The following is a 19,578-nucleotide window of genomic DNA, read 5'->3' on the forward strand; positions in this document are numbered from 1 at the left end:
AAAGCCGCTGACGGCTGCCGGTGCCGTTGGCCGAGACGGCCGGGAACAGATCGGCACGGGAGATGCGGTACTGAGCCGCAAACGCGTCGATGTTCAGGGCCGCGACACGCAGGTCACGGTTGTTTTCCAGGGCAACCTGGATCAGCTGTTGCAGCGCCGGGTCATGGAAAAACTGCTTCCAGCCCTGCTCGGCAGCCGCTTGCGCCGGTGCCTGGGCCGGCGAGTACGCCAGGCCCTGCGGGTACTGGCCCGCCACCGGCGCTTCGGGCTGCTGATAATCAGGTATCAGCGAGCAGCCACCGAGCACGAAGGCGGCGACTGCCAGGGAGAGTAGCGACTTGCTCATTAGCCAGCCTCTTTAGGAGTTTCAGTAGCGTCATCCTGGTCGGCGATTTTGCGCTGGCCTATGGACGACACGGTGACGAAGAACAGCGGGACCCAGAAGATCGCCAGCACAGTCGCCGTGATCATACCGCCGATCACGCCGGTACCGATTGCATGCTGGCTACCGGAACCTGCGCCCGTGGATATCGCCAGTGGTACCACACCGAGAACGAAGGCGAGCGAGGTCATGATGATCGGTCGCAGACGCATGCGGCACGCCTCGATCGCCGCATCGCGCAGGCTACGCCCTTGTTCATGCAGTTCCTTGGCAAATTCGACAATCAGAATGGCGTTTTTCGCCGCCAGACCGATAGTCGTCAACAAACCTACCTGGAAGTACACGTCGTTGGACAAACCGCGCAGGCTGGTGGCCATCAGTGCACCGATGATCCCCAGCGGTACCACCAACATCACTGCGATCGGAATCGACCAGCTTTCATACAATGCCGCCAGGCACAGGAACACCATCAGCAGCGACAGGGCGTACAGCGCTGGCGCTTGTGAACCGGACAGACGTTCTTCGTACGACAGGCCGGTCCAGGAAATACCGACACCCGCCGGCAGTTTTTTGGCAATGGCTTCGACTTCGAGCATGGCTTCACCGGTGGAGTAGCCTGGCGCCGGGGCACCGAGGATTTCCATCGCTTCCACGCCGTTGTAGCGGGCCAGTTTCGGCGAACCGTAAATCCACTCGCCCTTGGCAAACGCCGAGAACGGAACCATGGTGCCGGCGCTATTGCGCACGTACCACTTCTGCAGGTCTTCAGGGCCCATTCGAGCGCCTGGCTGGCCTTGCACGTAAACCTTCTTCACCCGACCACGGTCGATGAAGTCGTTGACGTAGCTACTGCCCAGGGCAATCGACAGGGTGTTGTTGATGTCAGCGATGGTAACGCCCAGGGCACTGGCCTTCTCGTCATCGATTTCCAGCTGGTATTGCGGTTCGTCGTTCAGGCCGTTCGGACGCACCTGAGACAGAATCTTGCTTTGTGCGGCCATGCCGAGGAACTGGTTGCGCGCTTCCATCAGTTTTTCGTGGCCGATACCGGCACGGTCCTGCAGGAACACGTCGAAACCGGTGGCGTTACCCAGTTCCAGTACCGCCGGTGGCGCGAAGGCGAACACCATGGCATCGCGGAAGGTGAAGAAGTGCTGCTGGGCACGGGCCGCGACCTTGAACACGTTGTTGTCGGCGTTACGTTCGTCCCACGGGCGCAGCATGATGAACGCCATGCCCGAACTCTGGCCACGGCCGGCGAAGTTGAAGCCGGTCACGGTAAACACCGAGTTCACCGCATCGCCTTCACCGCCATCCTTGCCAGGGCGCAGCAGGAATTCACGCATTTCGTCCACGACCACCTGGGTGCGTTGGGACGTCGAACCGGCCGGGGTCTGCACCTGGGCGAACAGTACACCCTGGTCTTCTTCCGGCAGGAACGCCGTTGGAATGCGGGCGAACAGCCAGATCATGCCCACCACGATCAGCAGGTACGCCAGCAGATACGGGATCTTGCGCTGCAGGATATTGCCGACACCGCGTTCGTAGCTGCGAACGCCGCGGTCGAAATTGCGGTTGAACCAGCCAAAGAAACCGCGCTTGGGTACGCCGTGCTCGCCTTTGGGAATCGGCTTGAGCATGGTGGCGCAAAGCGCCGGGGTGAAGATCAGTGCGACCAGTACCGACAGGGCCATGGCCGAGACGATGGTGATCGAGAACTGTTTGTAGATCACACCGGTGGAACCGCTGAAGAACGCCATCGGCAGCAGAACCGCCGACAACACCAGGGCGATACCGACCAGTGCGCCCTGGATCTGCCCCATGGACTTCTTGGTGGCTTCCTTGGGTGACAGGCCTTCTTCGCTCATCACCCGCTCGACGTTTTCCACCACGACGATGGCGTCGTCCACCAGCAAGCCGATGGCCAGCACCATGCCGAACATGGTCAGGGTGTTGATGCTGAAACCGGCGGCCGCGAGGATGCCGAACGTACCGAGCAATACCACCGGTACGGTCATTGTGGTGATGATGGTGGCACGGAAGTTCTGCAGGAACAGGAACATCACCAGGAACACCAGCGCAACCGCTTCGACCAGGGTGTGAACCACGCCCTTGATCGATTCCGTTACTACCGGAGTGGTGTCATACGGGAACACCACTTCCATCCCTTCAGGAAAGAACGGCTTGAGGCTGTCGATGGTGGTACGCAAGGCCTTGGCGGTATCGAGAGCGTTGGCACCGGTGGCCAGTTTCACCGCCAGGCCGGAAGCCGGGGCGCCGTTGAACTGGGCGTTGATGCTGTAGTTCTCGCCGCCCAGACCGACTTCAGCGACATCTCTGAGGCGAACCTGGGAACCGTCCTTGTTGACCTTGAGCAGAATCTTGTCGAATTGCTCCGCGGTCTGCAGGCGGGTCTTGCCGATGATCGTCGCGTTCAGCTGGGTGCCGGGCAGGGCAGGCAGGCCGCCGAGCTGGCCGGACGATACCTGGACGTTCTGCGCGGCGATGGCGGTTTTGACATCGATCGGGGTCAGGTTGTAGTTGTTCAACTTGGCCGGGTCGAGCCAGATACGCATGGCGTACTGGGAACCGAACACCTGGAAGTCGCCGACACCGGCGGTCCGCGAGATCGGGTCCTGCATGTTCGACACGATGTAGTTGGACAAGTCGTCCTTGGTCATACTGCCGTCACGCGACACCACGCCGATCACCAACAGGAAGTTCTTCACCGCCTTGGTGACGCGGATACCTTGCTGTTGCACTTCCTGCGGCAGCAGCGGGGTGGCCAGGTTCAGCTTGTTCTGGACCTGAACCTGCGCGGTGTCGGAGTTGGTGCCTTGCTCGAAGGTCGCGGTAATGGTCATGGTGCCGTCGGAGTTACTTTCCGACGAGACATAACGCAGGTTGTCGATACCGTTGAGCTGTTGCTCGATCACCTGAACCACGGTGTCCTGAACCGTTTGTGCCGAAGCACCCGGGTAGGCCACGGAGATGGCGATCGCGGGTGGTGCAATGCTCGGGTACTGGTTGATCGGCAACCGGAGGATCGATAGTGCCCCGACCAACATGATCACCAGGGCAATTACCCAGGCGAAAATCGGACGGTCGATAAAAAATTTCGACATGATTTACTCCCCTTTGCCGCCAGAGGCTTTATCAGCTGCCTGGGCGGGGGCCGGGTTCATTGCGGCTACGTTGGTCGCTTCACTGGCCTTGACTTCGATGCCGGGTTTGACGAATTGCAAACCTTCGGTGATCAGGCGATCGCCGGCCTTCAGGCCGTCTTCGATCAGCCATTGATTGCCGACGGTGCGGTTGGCCTTGAGTTGACGCAGTTCGACCTTGTTGTCCGGGCCGACAACCAGTGCGGTTGGCGTCCCCTTGAGGTCGCGGGTGACGCCTTGCTGCGGGGCCAGGATCGCCGCGCTGTTCACACCGGCCAGCAACTTGGCGTGCACGAACATGCCAGGCAACAGGGTGTGATCAGGGTTCGGGAAAATCGCGCGCAGGGTGACGGAACCGGTGGTCTGGTCAACCGAGATTTCGGAGAACTCCAGCTTGCCGTCCAGCTTGTACTCGCTGCCGTCTTCGAGGGTCAGCTTGACCGAGGCTGCGTTATCGCCGGCCTTTTGCAGGCGACCGCTTTCCAGCTCACGGCGCAGTTGCAGCAACTCGACCGAGGACTGTGTCACGTCGACGTAGATCGGGTCGATTTGCTGGATCACCGCCATCGCGTCGACCTGGGCATTGCTCACCAGCGCGCCTTCGGTTACCGAGGAGCGGCCGATGCGGCCGGTCAGCGGGGCATAGACCTTGGTGTAGCGCACGTTGATCTGTGCGGTTTGCAGCGCGGCTTCCGATTGCAGGCGGTTGGCCACGGCGGTGTCGTATTCCTGACGGCTTACGGCTTGTTCGTCGACCAGTTGCTTGTAGCGGTCGGAAATCGACTTGGTCGAACGCAGGTTGGCTTCGGCGCTGGCGAGCGTTGCTTCATAGATCGACGGGTCGATCTGATAGAGCTGCTGGCCGGCCTTGACGTCACTGCCTTCCTTGAACAGGCGCTTGAGAATGATGCCGTTGACCTGCGGGCGGACTTCGGCGATGCGGAACGCGCTGGTACGGCCGGGCAGATCGGAAGTCAGAGTGAAAGCTTGCGGTTGCAGAGTCACGACGCCGACCTGAGGCGGTGGGGCGGCCGGTGCTGCCTCTTCCTTTTTGCATCCGCTGAGCAGCGATGCCAGGGCGACGGCGGCGACCAGAGCGGTAACAGCTGGCTTGAATTGCATGAAAATCCTCGGGTCAGGCGCGCAAGGTGCGCACTAGAAAGGTGGAAGGTTGAAATTTGTTTGCCGAGTGGATAAGTAGCTTGCTAAGTAATATACTTACGTACATGGCTGTTTGTAAATACCCAGGCTGCGTATCAATGTCGTTACACCGGCCGTTACACAAGTCGTTGAAAGGTTGGAATTGTAGGCCGGGGACGAACCCCCAGAACGTTCGCCCCACTTTTATTCAGCCGATGTTCAGGCATCGCTGAGTCACCCTGATTGAGGTTGTACTGCCATGGTCCGTCGTACCAAAGAGGAAGCTCAGGAAACCCGCGCGCAAATTCTCGTGGCGGCCGAAAAGGCCTTTTACGAGCGAGGCGTGGCGCGCACGACCCTGGCGGACATCGCAACCCTGGCCGGTGTCACTCGAGGGGCCATCTACTGGCATTTCAGCAACAAGGCGGATCTGGTGCAGGCCATGCTCGACACCTTGCATGAGCCCCTGGAAGAAATGGCCAAGGCCAGCGAAAGCGAAGACGAACTCGATCCCCTGGGCTGCATGCGCAAGCTGTTGATTCATTTGTTTCATCAAATTGCGCTGGACCCGAAAACCCGACGCATCAATGAGATTCTTTTTCATAAGTGCGAATTCACCGATGAAATGTGCGACCTGCGCCAACAACGAGTGTCAGCCAGCCTCGAATGCAATGTGCGGATCGGCCTGGCCCTGAGTAATGCCGTGAATCGCGGCCAGTTGCCGGAAAACCTCGACACCGCCCGCGCCGCGATCAGCTTGCATGCTTACATTGACGGCATCCTGTACCAGTGGTTGCTGGCCCCCGACAGTTTTGAACTGCACGCCGAAGCCGAGCGTTGGGTCGATACCGGGCTGGATCTGTTGCGCTTCAGCCCCAGCCTGCGCAAATAAAGCAAAATGCGTAATTGGTGCCTTGTGTGTCAACCACCAAGGCCGCAGATGAACAGTTCTTCACGCGCCCTTCGGCAATGGGGTGCTTTTATATACTTACAGTCGGCAGGTTGACAGGTAGCAAGCTCAGTAATTTGTAGGGAATTTGTGTCGAGTCTGTGAGCGAATGTGAGTCTTCCGTTTTTTGCACCGTGCGGACATCGGTTTGTGAACTGATCTCGGGGCGCAGGGGAGGTCGGAGGGAGTGGCACAAAGGTCGGGACGTTCCCCTCCGACTTATTACGATGTCTATTTACTGATACTAAAGTCAACCATGTAACTGAAGGGTGGCTTCGTCATCTTTTTTGAGATCGTCGCGTTGCATTTGTACTGGCCATTTCCTGATGGTTCGACTGTTATCTTCCAGTCAGGTTTGTAGTCAGGTTCTAAAACGCCGTAACCAACCGGAGCATCCATCCGGGTTTTCAGTCGGCATCGATAACCATGCACCTCATATTCCAGGTCGAGGCTGACAGGTGCAATTTTTTGCCTGCGAGGTTGCCAGCCTGATTTGTCGAGTGTAAAGGGTCTGGGATAGGGTATGTCGAGGAATTCTTTGGTGCCTGGTCCGACGTTAAATGTGATTAAAGGACCATTCAACGGAACTTCCAGGCCCGAAATGTTCTTCAGTTTTAACGTGCCGAAAGTATTGTTCGATAGTTTTAGGGTGATGACGGTGTCGGTCATGCTGTTTGCATTGATTGAGTAAAATAAAAGCAATGCAAGTATTGGCAGTTTGTAAGTGTGCATTTTTGGTTGCTCGTAGATGGGAGGTGCGGGGGTTATTCCATGGTGAACTCAATGCTCATACTATTTGGGTAGCTATTTTTCACTTCAAGAATTTCAGTTGCGCAGTCAGCCGCTTCAGCACCCGTTGATTTGCCATTGCCCGACCAATGGGGCACTCGTTTGACATCGTCCCCTTGTTTTTCCAGCCTGACTTCAATGGATGCTGTGTATAGACATTCTTTGTTTCCCGAAACGTAGGCAAATGTTTCTGTCAACTCGGTCGCTTTACCGAAAGCAATAGAGCTGAAGAATTTTGGGAAGTCAGCTGCATATTCGGATCGGCCCTTGGCGGGGACATCGAACTCACTGATGGGGTAGGAGGAGTTGCTTTGTTTTTTTGTAGGCTTTGAAAGCTTCATTGTGTTGTTTGTGAGGTTTTTAAAGTGGTAGTGAATAGTCGTTGTGTCCGGGTCTTCGGATTCAATGAGTGGTTTATGCTTTTCGTTTGAAGCAAAGCTGGAGCTGCTTGTCATGAGGGCGAGTGTCAGCCCTGTCAGAGTGATCTTTATGAGTTTTGCGAGTGAAGGCATTGGCTTAATTCCATTTAAGTAGTGCTTGGGCGTCAATGGGTTTAAGTCATTGTTGTTCGTGATGGGCGGTTATTCAATAAGCGGGCTGAAGTGAGTTGTTAGTTTATCTTGCTTGAAGTGGATGGAGTGCTTGATGGCGGGAAATTGAGAGGGTTGGTAAAAGCAGTATTGTTTAATTTTTCGGACAAAAAAGGCCTCGGCGCAAGAGCGCGGAGGCCTTTAAAACAAGAAGGTGTTAATTATAGCGTCGGGTAGTCGATGTAACCGACCGGGCCCTTGGCGTAGAACAGTTCCGGGCGCGCTTCGTTCAGCGGCGCGTCGGCCTGCAAGCGTGCCGGCAGGTCAGGGTTGGCAATGAAAGGTACGCCGAAGGCGACTGCATCGGCCTGGCCGCTGGCGAGCAACGCGTTGGCGCTGTCCTTGGTGAAACGCTCGTTGGCAATGTAAGGGCCGCCGAAGGCTTCCTTGAGTTGTGGGCCGAGGCTGTCGGCACCTTCTTTTTCCCGCGAGCAGATGAAGGCAATACCACGCTTGCCCAGTTCGCGAGCGACGTAGGTGAAGGTTTCGGCCAGGTTGTCGTCGCCCATGTCATGCAGGTCCGCACGTGGCGACAGATGCACGCCGACACGGCCGGCGCCCCAGATTTCGATCGCCGCGTCAGTCACTTCCAGCAGCAGGCGGGCGCGGTTTTCCAGGGAGCCACCGTAGTTGTCGGTGCGCTGGTTGGTACTGCTTTGCAGGAACTGGTCGAGCAGGTAACCGTTGGCAGCATGGATTTCCACACCGTCGAAGCCGGCGGCCTTGGCGTTCTCGGCACCGACGCGGTAAGCGTCGACGATGTCGGCGATTTCAGCGGTTTCCAGAGCGCGCGGCACCGGGAAGTCGGCCAACGGGCGAACCAGGCTGACGTGGCCCTTGGGCTGGATGGCGCTCGGGGCGACCGGGGCTTCATCGTTCAGGTACAAACCGTGGGAAATGCGACCCACGTGCCACAGTTGCAGGAAGATCTTGCCGCCCGCGCCATGGATCGCCTTGGTCACGTTGGACCAGCCGCGCACCTGGTCGTTGGACCAGATGCCCGGGGTGTCCGGGTAGCCGACGCCCATCGGCGTGACCGAAGTGGCCTCGCTGAGGATCAGGCCGGCGGAGGCGCGTTGCACGTAGTACTCGGCCATCAGCGCGTTGGGCACGCGACCTTCGTCGGCGCGGCAGCGGGTCAGTGGCGCCATGATGATGCGGTTGGCCAACTCGAGGTCGCCCAGTTTGATCGGATCGAAAATAGACGTCATTTATTGCAGCCCTCGTGAGGTAATGGTTGATCAGTTGGTAGCAGGTGCCAGCTCGGGATTGCCGCTCTGACGGAAAGTAATCAGGGTCACCAGCAGGGCGAGTACCGCCAGTACGGCTGCCGCGAGCGGCACGCTGGTCAGGCCGAAGCCATGGGCAATCACACTGCCGCCGACCCAGGCACCCAGGGCGTTGCCGATGTTGAAAGCGCCGATGTTCAGGGTCGACACCAGGTTCGGTGCGGCCTTGCCGAAGGTCACCACGTTCACTTGCAGCGCCGGTACGGCGGCGAAGCACGCGGTGGCCCAGAGGAACAGGGTGATTTCGGTCGGGATCAGCGCAACGCTGGTCCAGGTCAGCACGGTGGACACCACGGCCATGGTGATGAACACGCCGATCAGCGTCGCGGCCATGCCTTTGTCGGCCAGCTTGCCGCCGATGATGTTGCCGACCGTCAGGCCCAGGCCGATGAGCATCAGGGTCCAGGTCACGCCACGGGGCGAGACGCCGGTCACTTCACCCAGCAGCGGCGCAACGTAGGTGAACAGGGTGAACACCGAGGCGGCGAACAGCGCGGTCATGCTCAGGGACAGCCAGATGCCGCCGCCCTTGAGTGCGGCCAGTTCGGCGCGCATGTCGAGTTTTTCTTCATCGCGCTTGGCGGGCAGGAAGCGGATCAGACCGATCAGCGCGATCACACCGATCACGGTCACGGCCCAGAAGGTCGAACGCCAGCCGGCTTCCTGGCCGAGGGCGGTGCCCAGCGGTACGCCAAGGACGTTGGCCAGGGTCAGGCCGGTGAACATCAGGGCCACGGCCGAAGCGCGTTTGTTCGCAGGCACCAGGCCGGCAGCCACCACCGAGCCGATACCGAAGAAGGCGCCATGGCACAGGGCGGTGACCACACGGGCGAACATCAGCACGTTGTAGTCGCCGGCCACTGCGCAGAGCAGGTTGCCGATAATGAAGATGCCCATCAATGCCACCAGGGCAGCCTTGCGCGGCAGCCGGGCGGTGGCCAGCGCCATGAACGGCGCACCGATGGCCACGCCCAGGGCGTAACCTGTCACCAGCCAGCCGGCACCGGGAATCGACACACCGAGGTCGGCCGCCACGTTGGGCAGCAAGCCCATGATGACGAACTCGGTGGTGCCGATGGCGAAGGCGCTCAAGGCCAGGATGAGTAGCGAGAGGGGCATGGGGGTAATTCCTTTTTTAGCCGACTGACGTGGGGGGCGTTCTCAATTGGTTTTCCCGGCGCTGTGTGAAAACCAATTGAGAACGCCCCCACAGGATCAGAGCTCTTTACTGAAGGTTTTGAGGAACTCCTGAATGGTTTCCTCATTGCGTTTGAAAAAATGCCACTGGCCGACTTTGCGGCTGCTGATCAGGCCGGCGCGTTGCAGGGTCGCCAGGTGCGCGGACACCGTGGACTGCGACAGGCCGCAACGTTGATCGATCTGCCCGGCGCAAACGCCGTGCTCGTTACTGTGGGACTGGTCGGGAAATTCGACGGTCGGGTCCTTGAGCCAGTGCAGGATTTCTCGCCGTACTGGGTGTGCCAGGGCTTTTATTATTTCGTCGAGATTGGTGGTCATGATGTGGGCTCGTGATGTGTAAAACGCTATATCGCGATGAGGCGAACTTTAAATCGGTATTTCGCGATATACAAATATGATTTGGCTCTGACCAGCTCACATTTCGGTATATCGAGTTATAACGATACGTTGAGTGTAACAAGACAAGGGGGCGGTGCTAAGCTGCGCCCATGAACTATCTTGCACATCTACACCTTGGTGGCCAGCGTCCTGGCCAATTGCTCGGCAGTCTGTATGGCGATTTCGTCAAGGGACGGCTGCAAGGGCAGTTCGCTCCGGAAATCGAAGGAGCTATCCAGTTGCACCGCAGCATCGACGTGTTCACCGATCGCCATCCGCTGGTGGACATCGCGTTGTCGCGTTTTTCGCTGACCCGTCGTCGCTACGCGGGGATCGTGCTCGACGTGTTTTTCGACCATTGCCTGGCCCGGGACTGGGCGCTGTATGCCGACCGGCCGTTGGAGCTGTTCACTTCAGACGTGTATCGCGTGCTGTCCAGCGAACGGCAGTTGCCGGAGCGGCTGGCGAAGATTGCCCCTCACATGGTGGCCAATGACTGGTTGGGGTCGTATCAGGAATTCGAAGTGCTGGAACAGGTGTTGCACGGGATTTCGCGGCGCCTGACCCGGCCGGAAGAGCTGGCGGCGGCGATGCAGGAGTTGCGGAGGTTGTATGAGCCGTTGAGCGAGGATTTTCGGTTGTTCTATCCGCAGTTACAGGATTTTGCCCGGAACTATCCAACAACATAAAACCCGTGTGGGAGCGGCGGTTCGGCGCTCCGACTTGCTCGCGAAGGCGTAGTGTCAGGCGACATTGATATCGGCTGACACTACGCCTTCGCGAGCAAGCCCGCTCCCACAGGGTTCACTGTTGAATCGGAGATTGAATCACGCCGCGATTGCAGGGCGCATCGGTGCTCGCTGAGGTTCGACAACAGTCCCGAACAACACCTTCTGCACCGCCTGTTGCGCCTCGAACGCCAGTGCCGCGCGTTCCCGGCCTTCGCAAGCGATTGGCTTGAGCAGATGAATCTCCACGCCGCCACGGTCATTGGCAAACAACCGCATCAGGTGCGACAGCAAGTCATCGTCGCCAATGAACGGAGCCAGCGCGCAAGGCTCGCCGTCACGCATATAACGAATCGCCACCGGCTGCATCGCCACTTCGGAATCGATGGCGGCGGACAGCAGGCGGCCGTGGAAAGTACGCAGCGAACGGCCATCGGTGGTGGTGCCTTCCGGGAACATCAGCAGGGGGTGAGCCTGTTCCAGGTGACGGGTCATCTGCTTGCGGATCAATTGGCTGTCACCCGAGCCACGGCGGATAAACAGACTGCCGGCCTTGGCCGCCAACCAGCCGGCCACCGGCCAGGTGCGCACTTCGGCCTTGGACAGGAACGACAGCGGCGTGAGCATCCCCAGCAGCGGGATGTCGGTCCAGGACACGTGGTTGCTGACCCAGAGCATCGGCGTCTTCGGCAGCTCGCCATGCACGGTCACATCGAAAGGCAGGGCGTTGCTCAGGCGGGCCATGAAAAACCGCGACCAGCGCTGACGACGCGCCATCGAATGGGCCATGCCCAGGCGCTCGAACACCCCGAACACACTGGCCATGCCCAGGCCCAGCGTTACCACCAGCAGCACTCGCGCGATTCGCGCGTACACCCGCAACCGGCTCATTACACAGCCGCCTTGAAGTGTTTGGCGTAACGCGGGCAGAGCTCGTCGCGCTTGAGCAGGATGAACACGTCGGCGACCTGGAAGTCTTCGTCCCAGCATGGTTCGCCGCAGATCTTCGCGCCCAGGCGCATGTAGGCCTTGAGTAGCGGTGGCATTTCGGCGATCACGTTCGACGGGATGTCCAGGTTTGGCAGCGGGTTTTTCGGCTCGGCGCGCAGGTGTTCGGTGCACAGGTAGCGTTCGCGCAGACGCTGCATGATCGCGTGGGCCTGCACGCCGCCATCCTGCATCGGAATGCTCGCGCAACCCATCAGGTAGCTGTAGCCGCCCTGGTTCAGGACTTCGGCCAGTTCGCCCCAGAGCACGGCGATGGTGCCGCCGTTACGATAGGCCGGATCGACGCAGGTGCGACCGATTTCCAGGATCGGGCCTTGCAGGTGCACCAGGCCGTGGAGGCTGAATTCCTCTTCGCTGTAGAATTTGCCCAGGCTGCTGGCAGCCGTGTGGTCGAGCAAACGGGTGGTCGCCACCAGACGCCCGGTGTTCAGGTCACGTACGCCGATGTGGGCGCAGTGAGCGTCGTAGTCATCCATGTCCAGACCCAGTTCCGCGCCTTTCAGCTTGGCGTTGAATTCACCGCTGAACACGTTGAAGCGCAAGGCCTGGGCCTCCTGCAATGCCTCTGCGCCCACCAGGCGTTCGGCTTGCAGGCGGCGTTCGTTGCCGGTGTCGCTGATGCGGGCGATCTGAGTCATGGCGAATCTCCGTGCGGGCTGCTCACCCGTCTTTGGGCTACAGCGAATCGACTTTCTTTGTCTAGCCGTGTTGTGCAAAGTCAGGCTATGTAGCCCCGGTGTCATCGCCATTAAGCTTTGGTGATGCTTATATGACAGCCCTCGAGGAGCCTCCCATGCCCTGGCAAAACCTGTTGAACCGCCGTGATCGCTTGCCCGCCAACCCGGATCTGGCCGAGGGTTTCGCGACCTTGTTGCAGCAGTTGGGCGCGGTCACGCCGTTTGAATTGGCCGTGCTTGGCGGGCGGTTGATGGCGACGCCGGGGCTGGCGTTTCTGGTGGGGTATCAGGCGGCCTTGCGCATGCTCTGGCCGAGCGCGCCCCTGAGCCTGGGCGCACTGTGCGCCACCGAACAGCGCAGCCTGCGCCCGGCCGACATGCAAACCCGGTTGAGCGATTTGCGCTTGAGCGGACGCAAGGATTTCGTCACCGCCGGTAATGCCGCCGACTGGCTGCTGGTGGCGGCGCGCAGCGAAGAACCCGGTGCCGATCCACGCTTGAGCCTGGCGGTGATCTATCGTGATGAGCCGGGTGTGCGGGTGGAAAAACTGGCGCCGATCCCGTTGATGCCGGACATCAGCCATGGCCGCTTGTTTCTGGATAACGCGCTGTGCGAATTGCTCGCGGGGGATGGTTGGGACGCGTACGTCAAACCGTTCCGCACGCTGGAGGACATCTATGTACTGAGTGCCATGACGGCGTGGCTGTATGGCGTCGGTCAGGAATGCGATTGGCCGCAAGGCTTGCAACTACGTTTGCTGGCGGTGTTGGCCGGATGTGCGGAAACCAGCCGCCAGCCACCGACCCATCCGGCCGGGCATGTGTTGCTTGGCGGATTGTTTGCGCAGTTCGAAGGGCTCAAGGCTGAGGTGAATGAGGCGCTGGCTGAAGGGCCTCCAGAGTGGGCGGCGATGTGGCATCGGGATCAGGCGGTGATGGAGTTGGCGGGAGGGGCGCGGGGGAAGAGGTTGGCCAAGGCATTGGCGGAATTGTCGTTGAATTGACTGGCCCCTTCGTCGGAACGCCGCCCGGACCAAGCCCGCTCCCACAATGGATCTTTGGTGTGAGCGAGATCCCTGTGGGAGCGGGCTTGGTCCGGGCGGCGTTCCGACGATGGCGGCCTGATTGGCAACATGAACTTCTGAACTGTCATCAACCTCGACTAGGCTCAGCAGGTTCAATCTCCGAGCCCCCGCCATGTCCAAAGGCTTGTCCCTGATTTTCCTGCTGTTGCTCAGCCTCACGGCCCAGGCTGAAAACTGGCCCGCCGAGCAATGGCCGACCGCCCCGACACCGACCGGTCCGGCGTTTCAAGCCCTGGAGGCCTATGCCTTCCCCTCCCGTGATGACATCACTCGCCAGGGCATTCGCAGCGATGCCTTGCTGGTGATCCGCGACGGCCAGTTGATCTACGAACGCTACGCCGGCCCGACGACGGCCGAGACACCTCACCTGACCTGGTCGATCAGCAAGAGCCTGATGGCCACCGTCCTCGGCGTGGCCTATGGCGAAGGTTTGTTCAAACTCGACGACCCGGCGGCGAAGTTTTATCGGCCCCTGCAAAAGCATCCCGACATGACCATGGCCGACCTGCTGCACTGGGCCTCGGGCCTGGACTGGCAAGAAGACTACGAATACGCACCGCTGAAGTCTTCGGTGGTGGCCATGCTTTACACCCGTGGTCACCACGACATGGCCGAATTCACCGCGGCCCATACGGCGTACGCGGCGCCGGGCCAGGCGTTTCGCTACTCCAGCGGTGACAGCAATCTGTTGTCCGCCGCATTGAAAACCATCGTCGGCCCCAGTCGCTATCCGGACTATCCGTGGACTGCGCTGTTCGAACCGCTGGGCATTCGTCAGGCCGTGTGGGAAACCGATGCCACGGGCACTTTAGTCGCTTCGTCCTATGCCTACCTCACTGCACGGGATCTGGCCCGGGTCGGTCTGTTGATGGCCCGCGAGGGGCGCTGGGCAGACAAGCAATTGCTGCCCAGGGACTGGGTGGCGTTCAACCGCGAGCCGTTCGCTCACTATCATGCCGGTCAAGACGATGCGGTGCCCGGCGGCCATTGGTGGCTCAATCGAGCGGTCGGGGGCGCGGCACGACCCTGGCCCGATGCCCCCGCCGACACCTTCGCCGCGTTGGGGCATTGGGGTCAGGCGATGTATGTGATCCCCAGTGAACAACTGGTGATCGTCCGCTACGGCGATGACCGCGACGGCAGTTACCGGCACAACCAACTGCTCCAGCTCACGCTCAAGGCCTTTGCCGGGAAGGTGCAGCCATGAGCGGTTTCATTCGCCGTCGACCGGTCAGTTCCCTGTTGCTGATCCTGCTGATCGCCTTGCTCGGCTGGGTCTGGCACGAGCGGGTGGCGCTGTGGGCGTTCCCCGACATCATCAGCGCCTACACCGCCAAGGAATACTGTTCGTGCCGCTACGTGATGGGTAACGATACCCGGTACTGCCGCGGCTATGTGAAGCAATGGCTGCCCGCCAGCGGCTTTAGCGATGACCCGAGTGCCAAGCGCATAACGGTCAGCGGCATGGGCCGCAGCAACAGCGCCGTGTGGATCGGCGAGCGCCAGGGCTGTCGCTTGCAACCCTGACTGCGATGAAATCGTGAGGCCGGGCGAGGGCTATTGTGGCGAGGGAGCTTGTCGGACCGCCGCACCGTCCCGAAATCAGCCATTCGGTTTCTTCAGACAGCACTCGGTTGCAGGTTTTGCGACTGCTTCGCAGCCGAGCGGGAGCAAGCTCCCTCGCCACAAAGGCAGGTTTGGAGTAATAGACGGCTTGCAATGCGCTGAGGGCCGGTTAAGGTTCAGCACAGGTTTATCTGCCCCACGAGTCTCTATGTTCAAGCGCTCCACCCTTCAAACCCTCGCTTTCCTGCTGCTGACCGGTGCCGCGTTGTCGGCCCGTGCCGACTGGTACCTGGATGGCGAGTCTTCACGCTTGTCGTTTGTCAGCACCAAAAACGCCAATGTTTCCGAAGTGCAGCGCTTTCTGGTGTTGCACGGCAAGGTCGACCCCGAGGGGTTGGCGCAGGTGGAAGTCGAACTGGAGTCGATCAACAGCGGCATCCCGTTGCGCGATGAGCGCATGCGCAAGGAACTGTTCCAGGTCGACCGGTTTCCCGACGCCTTGATCACCACGAAAATCGATTTGCGCCCGATCAACGATCTCGCTCCCGGCGCACAGCTGGAATTGCGCCTGCCACTGACCGTCGACCTGCATGGCAAGCAACACGAATACAACGCACAGTTGCTGGCGACCCGTCTCGATGACCGGCGCTTTCAGGTGGTGACCCTCGAACCGCTGGTGATCAATGCCGAGGATTTCGATTTGGCTCCAGGGCTGGAAGCGTTGCGCAAAATGGCCGGCCTCTCGGCCATCAGTCTTTCGGTGCCGGTGGGTGCGGTGCTGATTTTCACGGCGCGCTGACATGGCCGGAGCGATTTTTCCGTGGCGTGAAGGCAACCACTTCGAACTGCTGGTCGATGGCCCGCAGTTTTTTCCGCGCATGCTGGTGGCGATTGCCCGGGCTGAAGAGCAGGTCGAACTGGAGCTGTATCTGGTGGAGGCGGGCGCCTGCGCCGAAGCCATGGTCCAGGCATTGGTTCAGGCCGCCGAACGCGGGGTGCGGGTGCGCTGCCTGTTCGATGATTACGGCAGCCTCGCCTTCACACTGACCTTGCGTCAGCGGCTGACGGCAGCCGGGGTGGAACTGCGTTTCTACAATCGCCTGAGTTGGCGACGCTGGGTCGGCAACTTCTACCGCGATCATCGCAAACTGTTGCTGGTAGACCAGAGCATGGCCGTGGTCGGCGGTACCGGTGTCACCGACGAGTTCTGGACACCGGGGGAAGACGTCAGCCAATGGCATGAAGTGATGGTGGAAATCACCGGCCCGCTGGTACTCGACTGGCAACTGCTGTTCGATCGTCAGTGGATTGCCAACCGCCATCGACGTGCCTGGCGACCGGCCTCGCATTTCGGTCTGCCGCGCCTGCCACGGGTGCCGTCCATAGGCGAGGGCATGGGCCGGGTGGCCTATGCCGACGCCCGCCAACACCGGGACATTTTGCAATCGCTGGTGCGTGCCCTGAACAGCGGTCAACGACGGATCTGGCTAGCCACGCCGTACTTTTTGCCGACCTGGAAAGTCCGCCGCTCCCTGCGCCGGGCAGCTGCCCGGGGCGTCGAAGTGCGGTTGTTGCTGACCGGGCCCCGTACCGATCACCCGTCCGTGCGCTATGCCGGGCATCGTTACTACCCGCGACTGCTCAAGGCGGGGGTGAAGATTTTCGAATACCGGCCGTGCTTCCTGCACCTGAAAATGGTCCTGATCGATGACTGGGTGAGCATCGGATCGTGCAATTTCGATCACTGGAACCTGCGCTTCAACCTGGAAGCCAACCTGGAAGCCCTGGACCCCGGATTGACCCGCTCGGTGGCGGCGAGTTTCGAACGGGACTTCGGGTTGAGTGAGCAAGTCAGCCTGGAGGAGTGGCAACGCCGGCCATTGTGGCGGCGAGTCAAGCAGCGGGTGTGGGGATGGGTGGATCGGGTGGTGGTGAATCTGCTGGATCGGAGGGGTTGATACCAATCTTTTGAACACTGAAAACCACTGTGGGAGCGAGCTTGCTCGCGATGAGGGCTCAACATTCAACATCGCTGTTGACTGTCAGGCCGCTATCGCGAGCAAGCTCGCTCCCACAGGGTTGTTGCGGTGTCTCGGGATTACAGCAACTCAAAACTCTGCTGCGTCACGTCCTGTGAATCCAGGCCGATCTGCACGTTGAACTTGCCCGGTTCCGCCGCGTACTTGAGCTGGGTGTTGTAGAACTTCAGGTCGTCCTCGGTAATGGTGAAGTGCACGACTTTCTGTTCGCCGGCCTTGATCATCACTTTCTGGAAGTTCTTCAGTTCCTTGATCGGGCGGATCATCGAGCCTGCCACGTCCTGGATGTACAACTGCACCACGGTTTCGCCGTCGCGCTTGCCGGTGTTTTTCACCGTGACGCTGGCGTCGAGCTTGCCGGTCTTGTTCAGCGTGGTCGACGACAGCGCCATGTCGCTCAGGTTGAATTCGGTATAGCTCAGGCCGTAACCGAACGGGTACAGGGGACCTGTGGTGTCATCGAAGTACTGCGAGGTGTAGTTGCCTGGCTTGCCCGGAGTGAACGGCCGGCCAATGGTCAGGTGGTTGTAGTAGGTCGGAATCTGGCCTACCGAACGCGGGATGCTGATCGGCAGTTTGCCCGACGGGTTGTAGTCGCCGAACAGCACGTCGGCGATGGCGTTGCCGCCCTCGGTGCCGGTGAACCAGGTTTCGAGGATCGCGTCAGCCTGTTCCTTCTCTTCGAGGATCGTCAGTGGACGGCCGTTCATCAACACCAGTACCAGCGGTTTGCCGGTGGCCTTCAGGGCACGGATCAGCTCGCGCTGGTTTTCCGGGATGTTCAGGTCGGTACGACTCGACGATTCGTGGGACATGCCACGGGATTCGCCGACGGCGGCAACCACTACATCGGCATCCTTGGCCGCTTTCACCGCTTCGTCGATCAGCACCTTCGCCGGTCGCGGGTCATCCACCACTTCCGGGGCGTCGAAGTTGAGGAAGTTCAGGTAACCGAGGATTTTCGGGTCGCTGGTGATGTTGGCGCCGCGGGCGTAGATCAGTGTCGATTTGCTGCCCAGGGCGTTGCTCATGCCGTCGAACAGGGTCACCGATTGAGCAGGGCGACCGGCGGCTGCCCAGCTGCCCATCATGTCGATAGGCGCCTTGGCCAGCGGACCGACCAGGGCGATTTTCGCGGTCTTCTTCAGTGGCAGGGTTTCGTTGCGGTTTTTCAGCAGCACCTGGCTGCGGCGTGCCACATCACGGGCCTCGGCGCGGTGCAGGCGGCTGTCGGCGTAGGTGTCGACCGGATCGTCCTCGGCCTTGCCGATGCGCAGGTACGGGTCCTTGAACAGGCCCATGTCGTACTTGGCGCCGAGCACCGCACGCACGGCGTTGTCGATGTCGCTCTGCTGGATCTCGCCGGCCTTCAGCAGCCCTGGCAGCTCTTTGCCGTACAGGGTGTCGTTCATGCTCATGTGGATGCCGGCCTTGATCGCCAGCTTCGCCGCTTCGCGACCGTCGGCGGCAACGCCGTGCTTGATCAGCTCGAAAATCGCCCCGTGGTCGCTGACGGCCAGACCCTTGAAGCCCCACTCCTTGCGCAGCAGGTCGTTCATCAGCCAGGTGTTGGCGGTGGCCGGTACGCCGTTGATCGAGTTCAGCGCGACCATGACCCCGCCAGCGCCGGCATCGATGGCGGCGCGGTACGGCGGCAGGTAGTCCTGGTACATCTTGACCGGACTCATGTCGACTATGTTGTAGTCGCGGCCACCCTCGACCGCGCCGTACAGGGCGAAGTGCTTGACGCTGGCCATGATGCTGTCGGCGGCGTTCGCGCCAGTACCCTGGAACGCCTTGACCATCACGCCGGCAATGCGCGACACCAGGTAGGTGTCTTCGCCGAAGCCTTCGGAAGTACGGCCCCAGCGCGGATCGCGGGAGATGTCGACCATCGGCGCGAAGGTGATGTCGAGGCTGTCAGCGGCGGCTTCCTTGGCGGCAATGCGCCCGGACAGGCCAATGGCATCCATGTCCCAGCTCGAGGCCAGGGCCAGGGGGATCGGGAAAATGGTGCGGTGGCCGTGGATCACGTCGTAGGCGAAGAACATCGGGATCTTCAGACGGCTGCGCATGGCCGCGTCCTGCATCGGCCGGTTTTCCGGGCGGGTGATCGAGTTGAACGTACCACCGATATTACCTGCCGCGATTTCCTTGCGGATCATTTCGCGCGGCATTTCCGGGCCGATGCTGATCAGGCGCAGCTGGCCGATTTTTTCATCGAGGGTCATTTGCTTCATCAGGTTGCTGACGAAGGCTTCCTTGTTCTCCAGGGGTGCGGGCGTCGTGGCGGCCAATACGTTATGACTGGCCAGGCTGACGAACAGGCCCAGCAAACACAGCTTCTTCATGAATAGTTTTCTCAAGGGCCCAAACGGCGATGCACACGCCGGCCAGCCAAAATTTAGGGAGCGTCTATTGTTGTTCGGGTGCCGGCTCAAAAGACCAGAGCCAAAAAACCACAGCCAGATGGCGGATGCGTTTTCGCGCAGGGCCTCTTTTTAGCCCATCGGCCCGTTGCAATCCAGAGGCGCGGGCGATTATGCCCCAAGAGCCGGTCCAGAAGGTTTCACGGCCGGTTTTTTCATGAAATG

At 60.3% G+C, this 19,578-nt stretch carries 18 protein-coding genes; 7 read left to right on the top strand and 11 right to left on the bottom strand.

Annotated elements, in window-relative coordinates:
* The 3 genes from PMI34_RS09195 to PMI34_RS09185 form a co-directional block, all read right to left on the bottom strand.
* The coding region (locus PMI34_RS09195; protein ID WP_008051782.1) for a TolC family protein at positions 1 to 346 on the bottom strand (346 nt) is incomplete at its 3' end.
* Positions 346 to 3,507, bottom strand: coding sequence for an efflux RND transporter permease subunit EmhB (gene emhB, locus PMI34_RS09190; protein WP_008051783.1), 3,162 nt, complete (start codon positions 3,505 to 3,507; stop codon positions 346 to 348). The genes PMI34_RS09195 and emhB, both read right to left, overlap by 1 nt.
* A gap of 3 nt (positions 3,508 to 3,510) precedes the next feature.
* Positions 3,511 to 4,668: an efflux RND transporter periplasmic adaptor subunit gene (locus PMI34_RS09185; protein ID WP_008051784.1), complete on the bottom strand. Its 1,158-nt coding sequence runs from the start codon at positions 4,666 to 4,668 to the stop codon at positions 3,511 to 3,513.
* A 277-nt stretch (positions 4,669 to 4,945) separates the two neighbouring features.
* On the opposite strand from PMI34_RS09185, the gene emhR reads away from it, so the two are divergent.
* Positions 4,946 to 5,578 carry an efflux system transcriptional repressor EmhR gene (gene emhR / locus PMI34_RS09180; RefSeq protein ID WP_008051785.1) on the top strand — a complete coding sequence of 211 codons (633 nt, stop codon included), beginning with the start codon at positions 4,946 to 4,948 and terminating at the stop codon, positions 5,576 to 5,578.
* Positions 5,579 to 5,866: 288 nt separating this feature from the next.
* Here emhR and PMI34_RS09175 read toward each other — a convergent pair whose 3' ends face one another.
* From PMI34_RS09175 to PMI34_RS09155, 5 genes are all read right to left on the bottom strand, one after another.
* Positions 5,867 to 6,367 carry a hypothetical protein gene (locus PMI34_RS09175; RefSeq protein ID WP_008051787.1) on the bottom strand — a complete coding sequence of 167 codons (501 nt, stop codon included), beginning with the start codon at positions 6,365 to 6,367 and terminating at the stop codon, positions 5,867 to 5,869.
* A 32-nt stretch (positions 6,368 to 6,399) separates the two neighbouring features.
* Entirely contained in the window at positions 6,400 to 6,936 is a 537-nt protein-coding gene (locus PMI34_RS09170; RefSeq protein ID WP_008051789.1) for a hypothetical protein, read from the bottom strand.
* A gap of 239 nt (positions 6,937 to 7,175) precedes the next feature.
* On the bottom strand, positions 7,176 to 8,225 hold the full coding sequence (locus PMI34_RS09165) for an alkene reductase (protein WP_008051790.1): 1,050 nt from the start codon (positions 8,223 to 8,225) through the stop codon (positions 7,176 to 7,178).
* 30 nt (positions 8,226 to 8,255) lie between these two features.
* Positions 8,256 to 9,422 (bottom strand): MFS transporter, encoded by a 1,167-nt coding sequence (locus tag PMI34_RS09160; protein WP_008051792.1) that lies wholly within the window; start codon positions 9,420 to 9,422, stop codon positions 8,256 to 8,258.
* 96 nt (positions 9,423 to 9,518) lie between these two features.
* Positions 9,519 to 9,821, bottom strand: a complete 303-nt coding sequence (locus PMI34_RS09155; RefSeq protein ID WP_008051793.1) for an ArsR/SmtB family transcription factor — start codon at positions 9,819 to 9,821, stop codon at positions 9,519 to 9,521.
* Between the two features lie 170 nt (positions 9,822 to 9,991).
* Here PMI34_RS09155 and PMI34_RS09150 point away from each other — a divergent pair, with 170 nt between their 5' ends.
* Complete coding sequence (locus PMI34_RS09150) at positions 9,992 to 10,570, top strand: acyl carrier protein phosphodiesterase (protein ID WP_008051794.1); 579 nt, start codon at positions 9,992 to 9,994, stop codon at positions 10,568 to 10,570.
* A 138-nt stretch (positions 10,571 to 10,708) separates the two neighbouring features.
* Here the strand turns inward: PMI34_RS09150 and PMI34_RS09145 are convergent, their stop codons facing one another.
* Both PMI34_RS09145 and olsB read right to left on the bottom strand, forming a co-directional pair.
* Entirely contained in the window at positions 10,709 to 11,500 is a 792-nt protein-coding gene (locus tag PMI34_RS09145) for a lysophospholipid acyltransferase family protein (RefSeq protein WP_008051795.1), read from the bottom strand.
* On the bottom strand, positions 11,500 to 12,255 hold the full coding sequence (olsB, locus tag PMI34_RS09140) for an L-ornithine N(alpha)-acyltransferase (RefSeq protein ID WP_008051797.1): 756 nt from the start codon (positions 12,253 to 12,255) through the stop codon (positions 11,500 to 11,502). The genes PMI34_RS09145 and olsB overlap by 1 nt, the downstream gene beginning before the upstream one ends.
* A 155-nt stretch (positions 12,256 to 12,410) precedes the next feature.
* Here olsB and PMI34_RS09135 point away from each other — a divergent pair, with 155 nt between their 5' ends.
* The 5 genes from PMI34_RS09135 to PMI34_RS09115 all read left to right on the top strand — a co-directional run bounded on the left by PMI34_RS09135 (position 12,411) and on the right by PMI34_RS09115 (position 16,903).
* Positions 12,411 to 13,298 carry an acyl-CoA dehydrogenase family protein gene (locus PMI34_RS09135; RefSeq protein ID WP_008051801.1) on the top strand — a complete coding sequence of 296 codons (888 nt, stop codon included), beginning with the start codon at positions 12,411 to 12,413 and terminating at the stop codon, positions 13,296 to 13,298.
* Between the two features lie 193 nt (positions 13,299 to 13,491).
* Positions 13,492 to 14,586: a serine hydrolase domain-containing protein gene (locus tag PMI34_RS09130; RefSeq protein WP_008051802.1), complete on the top strand. Its 1,095-nt coding sequence runs from the start codon at positions 13,492 to 13,494 to the stop codon at positions 14,584 to 14,586.
* Positions 14,583 to 14,906: a hypothetical protein gene (locus tag PMI34_RS09125; protein WP_008051803.1), complete on the top strand. Its 324-nt coding sequence runs from the start codon at positions 14,583 to 14,585 to the stop codon at positions 14,904 to 14,906. Before PMI34_RS09130 ends, PMI34_RS09125 begins: the two co-directional genes overlap by 4 nt.
* Positions 14,907 to 15,153: 247 nt before the next feature.
* Positions 15,154 to 15,744 carry a YceI family protein gene (locus PMI34_RS09120; RefSeq protein WP_008051804.1) on the top strand — a complete coding sequence of 197 codons (591 nt, stop codon included), beginning with the start codon at positions 15,154 to 15,156 and terminating at the stop codon, positions 15,742 to 15,744.
* Between the two features lies 1 nt (position 15,745).
* Positions 15,746 to 16,903 (top strand): phospholipase D-like domain-containing protein, encoded by a 1,158-nt coding sequence (locus PMI34_RS09115; protein ID WP_008051805.1) that lies wholly within the window; start codon positions 15,746 to 15,748, stop codon positions 16,901 to 16,903.
* A gap of 140 nt (positions 16,904 to 17,043) precedes the next feature.
* Here the strand turns inward: PMI34_RS09115 and bglX are convergent, their stop codons facing one another.
* Positions 17,044 to 19,335 (bottom strand): beta-glucosidase BglX, encoded by a 2,292-nt coding sequence (gene bglX, locus PMI34_RS09110; RefSeq protein ID WP_008051806.1) that lies wholly within the window; start codon positions 19,333 to 19,335, stop codon positions 17,044 to 17,046.
* Positions 19,336 to 19,578: the final 243 nt, after the last annotated feature.

Source organism: Pseudomonas sp. GM74 (genome assembly GCF_000282455.1).
In the GTDB taxonomy this organism is placed as follows: Bacteria; Pseudomonadota; Gammaproteobacteria; order Pseudomonadales; family Pseudomonadaceae; genus Aquipseudomonas.

What these genes read in the sequence shown, in the direction of transcription:
- emhB (WP_008051783.1), bottom strand. Translation starts at nt 3,507, where the DNA reads ATGTCGAAATTTTTTATCGACCGTCCGATTTTCGCCTGGGTAATTGCC.
- PMI34_RS09185 (WP_008051784.1), bottom strand. Translation starts at nt 4,668, where the DNA reads ATGCAATTCAAGCCAGCTGTTACCGCTCTGGTCGCCGCCGTCGCCCTG.
- emhR (WP_008051785.1), top strand. Translation starts at nt 4,946, where the DNA reads ATGGTCCGTCGTACCAAAGAGGAAGCTCAGGAAACCCGCGCGCAAATT.
- PMI34_RS09175 (WP_008051787.1), bottom strand. Translation starts at nt 6,367, where the DNA reads ATGCACACTTACAAACTGCCAATACTTGCATTGCTTTTATTTTACTCA.
- PMI34_RS09170 (WP_008051789.1), bottom strand. Translation starts at nt 6,936, where the DNA reads ATGCCTTCACTCGCAAAACTCATAAAGATCACTCTGACAGGGCTGACA.
- PMI34_RS09165 (WP_008051790.1), bottom strand. Translation starts at nt 8,225, where the DNA reads ATGACGTCTATTTTCGATCCGATCAAACTGGGCGACCTCGAGTTGGCC.
- PMI34_RS09160 (WP_008051792.1), bottom strand. Translation starts at nt 9,422, where the DNA reads ATGCCCCTCTCGCTACTCATCCTGGCCTTGAGCGCCTTCGCCATCGGC.
- PMI34_RS09155 (WP_008051793.1), bottom strand. Translation starts at nt 9,821, where the DNA reads ATGACCACCAATCTCGACGAAATAATAAAAGCCCTGGCACACCCAGTA.
- PMI34_RS09150 (WP_008051794.1), top strand. Translation starts at nt 9,992, where the DNA reads ATGAACTATCTTGCACATCTACACCTTGGTGGCCAGCGTCCTGGCCAA.
- PMI34_RS09145 (WP_008051795.1), bottom strand. Translation starts at nt 11,500, where the DNA reads ATGAGCCGGTTGCGGGTGTACGCGCGAATCGCGCGAGTGCTGCTGGTG.
- olsB (WP_008051797.1), bottom strand. Translation starts at nt 12,255, where the DNA reads ATGACTCAGATCGCCCGCATCAGCGACACCGGCAACGAACGCCGCCTG.
- PMI34_RS09135 (WP_008051801.1), top strand. Translation starts at nt 12,411, where the DNA reads ATGCCCTGGCAAAACCTGTTGAACCGCCGTGATCGCTTGCCCGCCAAC.
- PMI34_RS09130 (WP_008051802.1), top strand. Translation starts at nt 13,492, where the DNA reads ATGTCCAAAGGCTTGTCCCTGATTTTCCTGCTGTTGCTCAGCCTCACG.
- PMI34_RS09125 (WP_008051803.1), top strand. Translation starts at nt 14,583, where the DNA reads ATGAGCGGTTTCATTCGCCGTCGACCGGTCAGTTCCCTGTTGCTGATC.
- PMI34_RS09120 (WP_008051804.1), top strand. Translation starts at nt 15,154, where the DNA reads ATGTTCAAGCGCTCCACCCTTCAAACCCTCGCTTTCCTGCTGCTGACC.
- PMI34_RS09115 (WP_008051805.1), top strand. Translation starts at nt 15,746, where the DNA reads ATGGCCGGAGCGATTTTTCCGTGGCGTGAAGGCAACCACTTCGAACTG.
- bglX (WP_008051806.1), bottom strand. Translation starts at nt 19,335, where the DNA reads ATGAAGAAGCTGTGTTTGCTGGGCCTGTTCGTCAGCCTGGCCAGTCAT.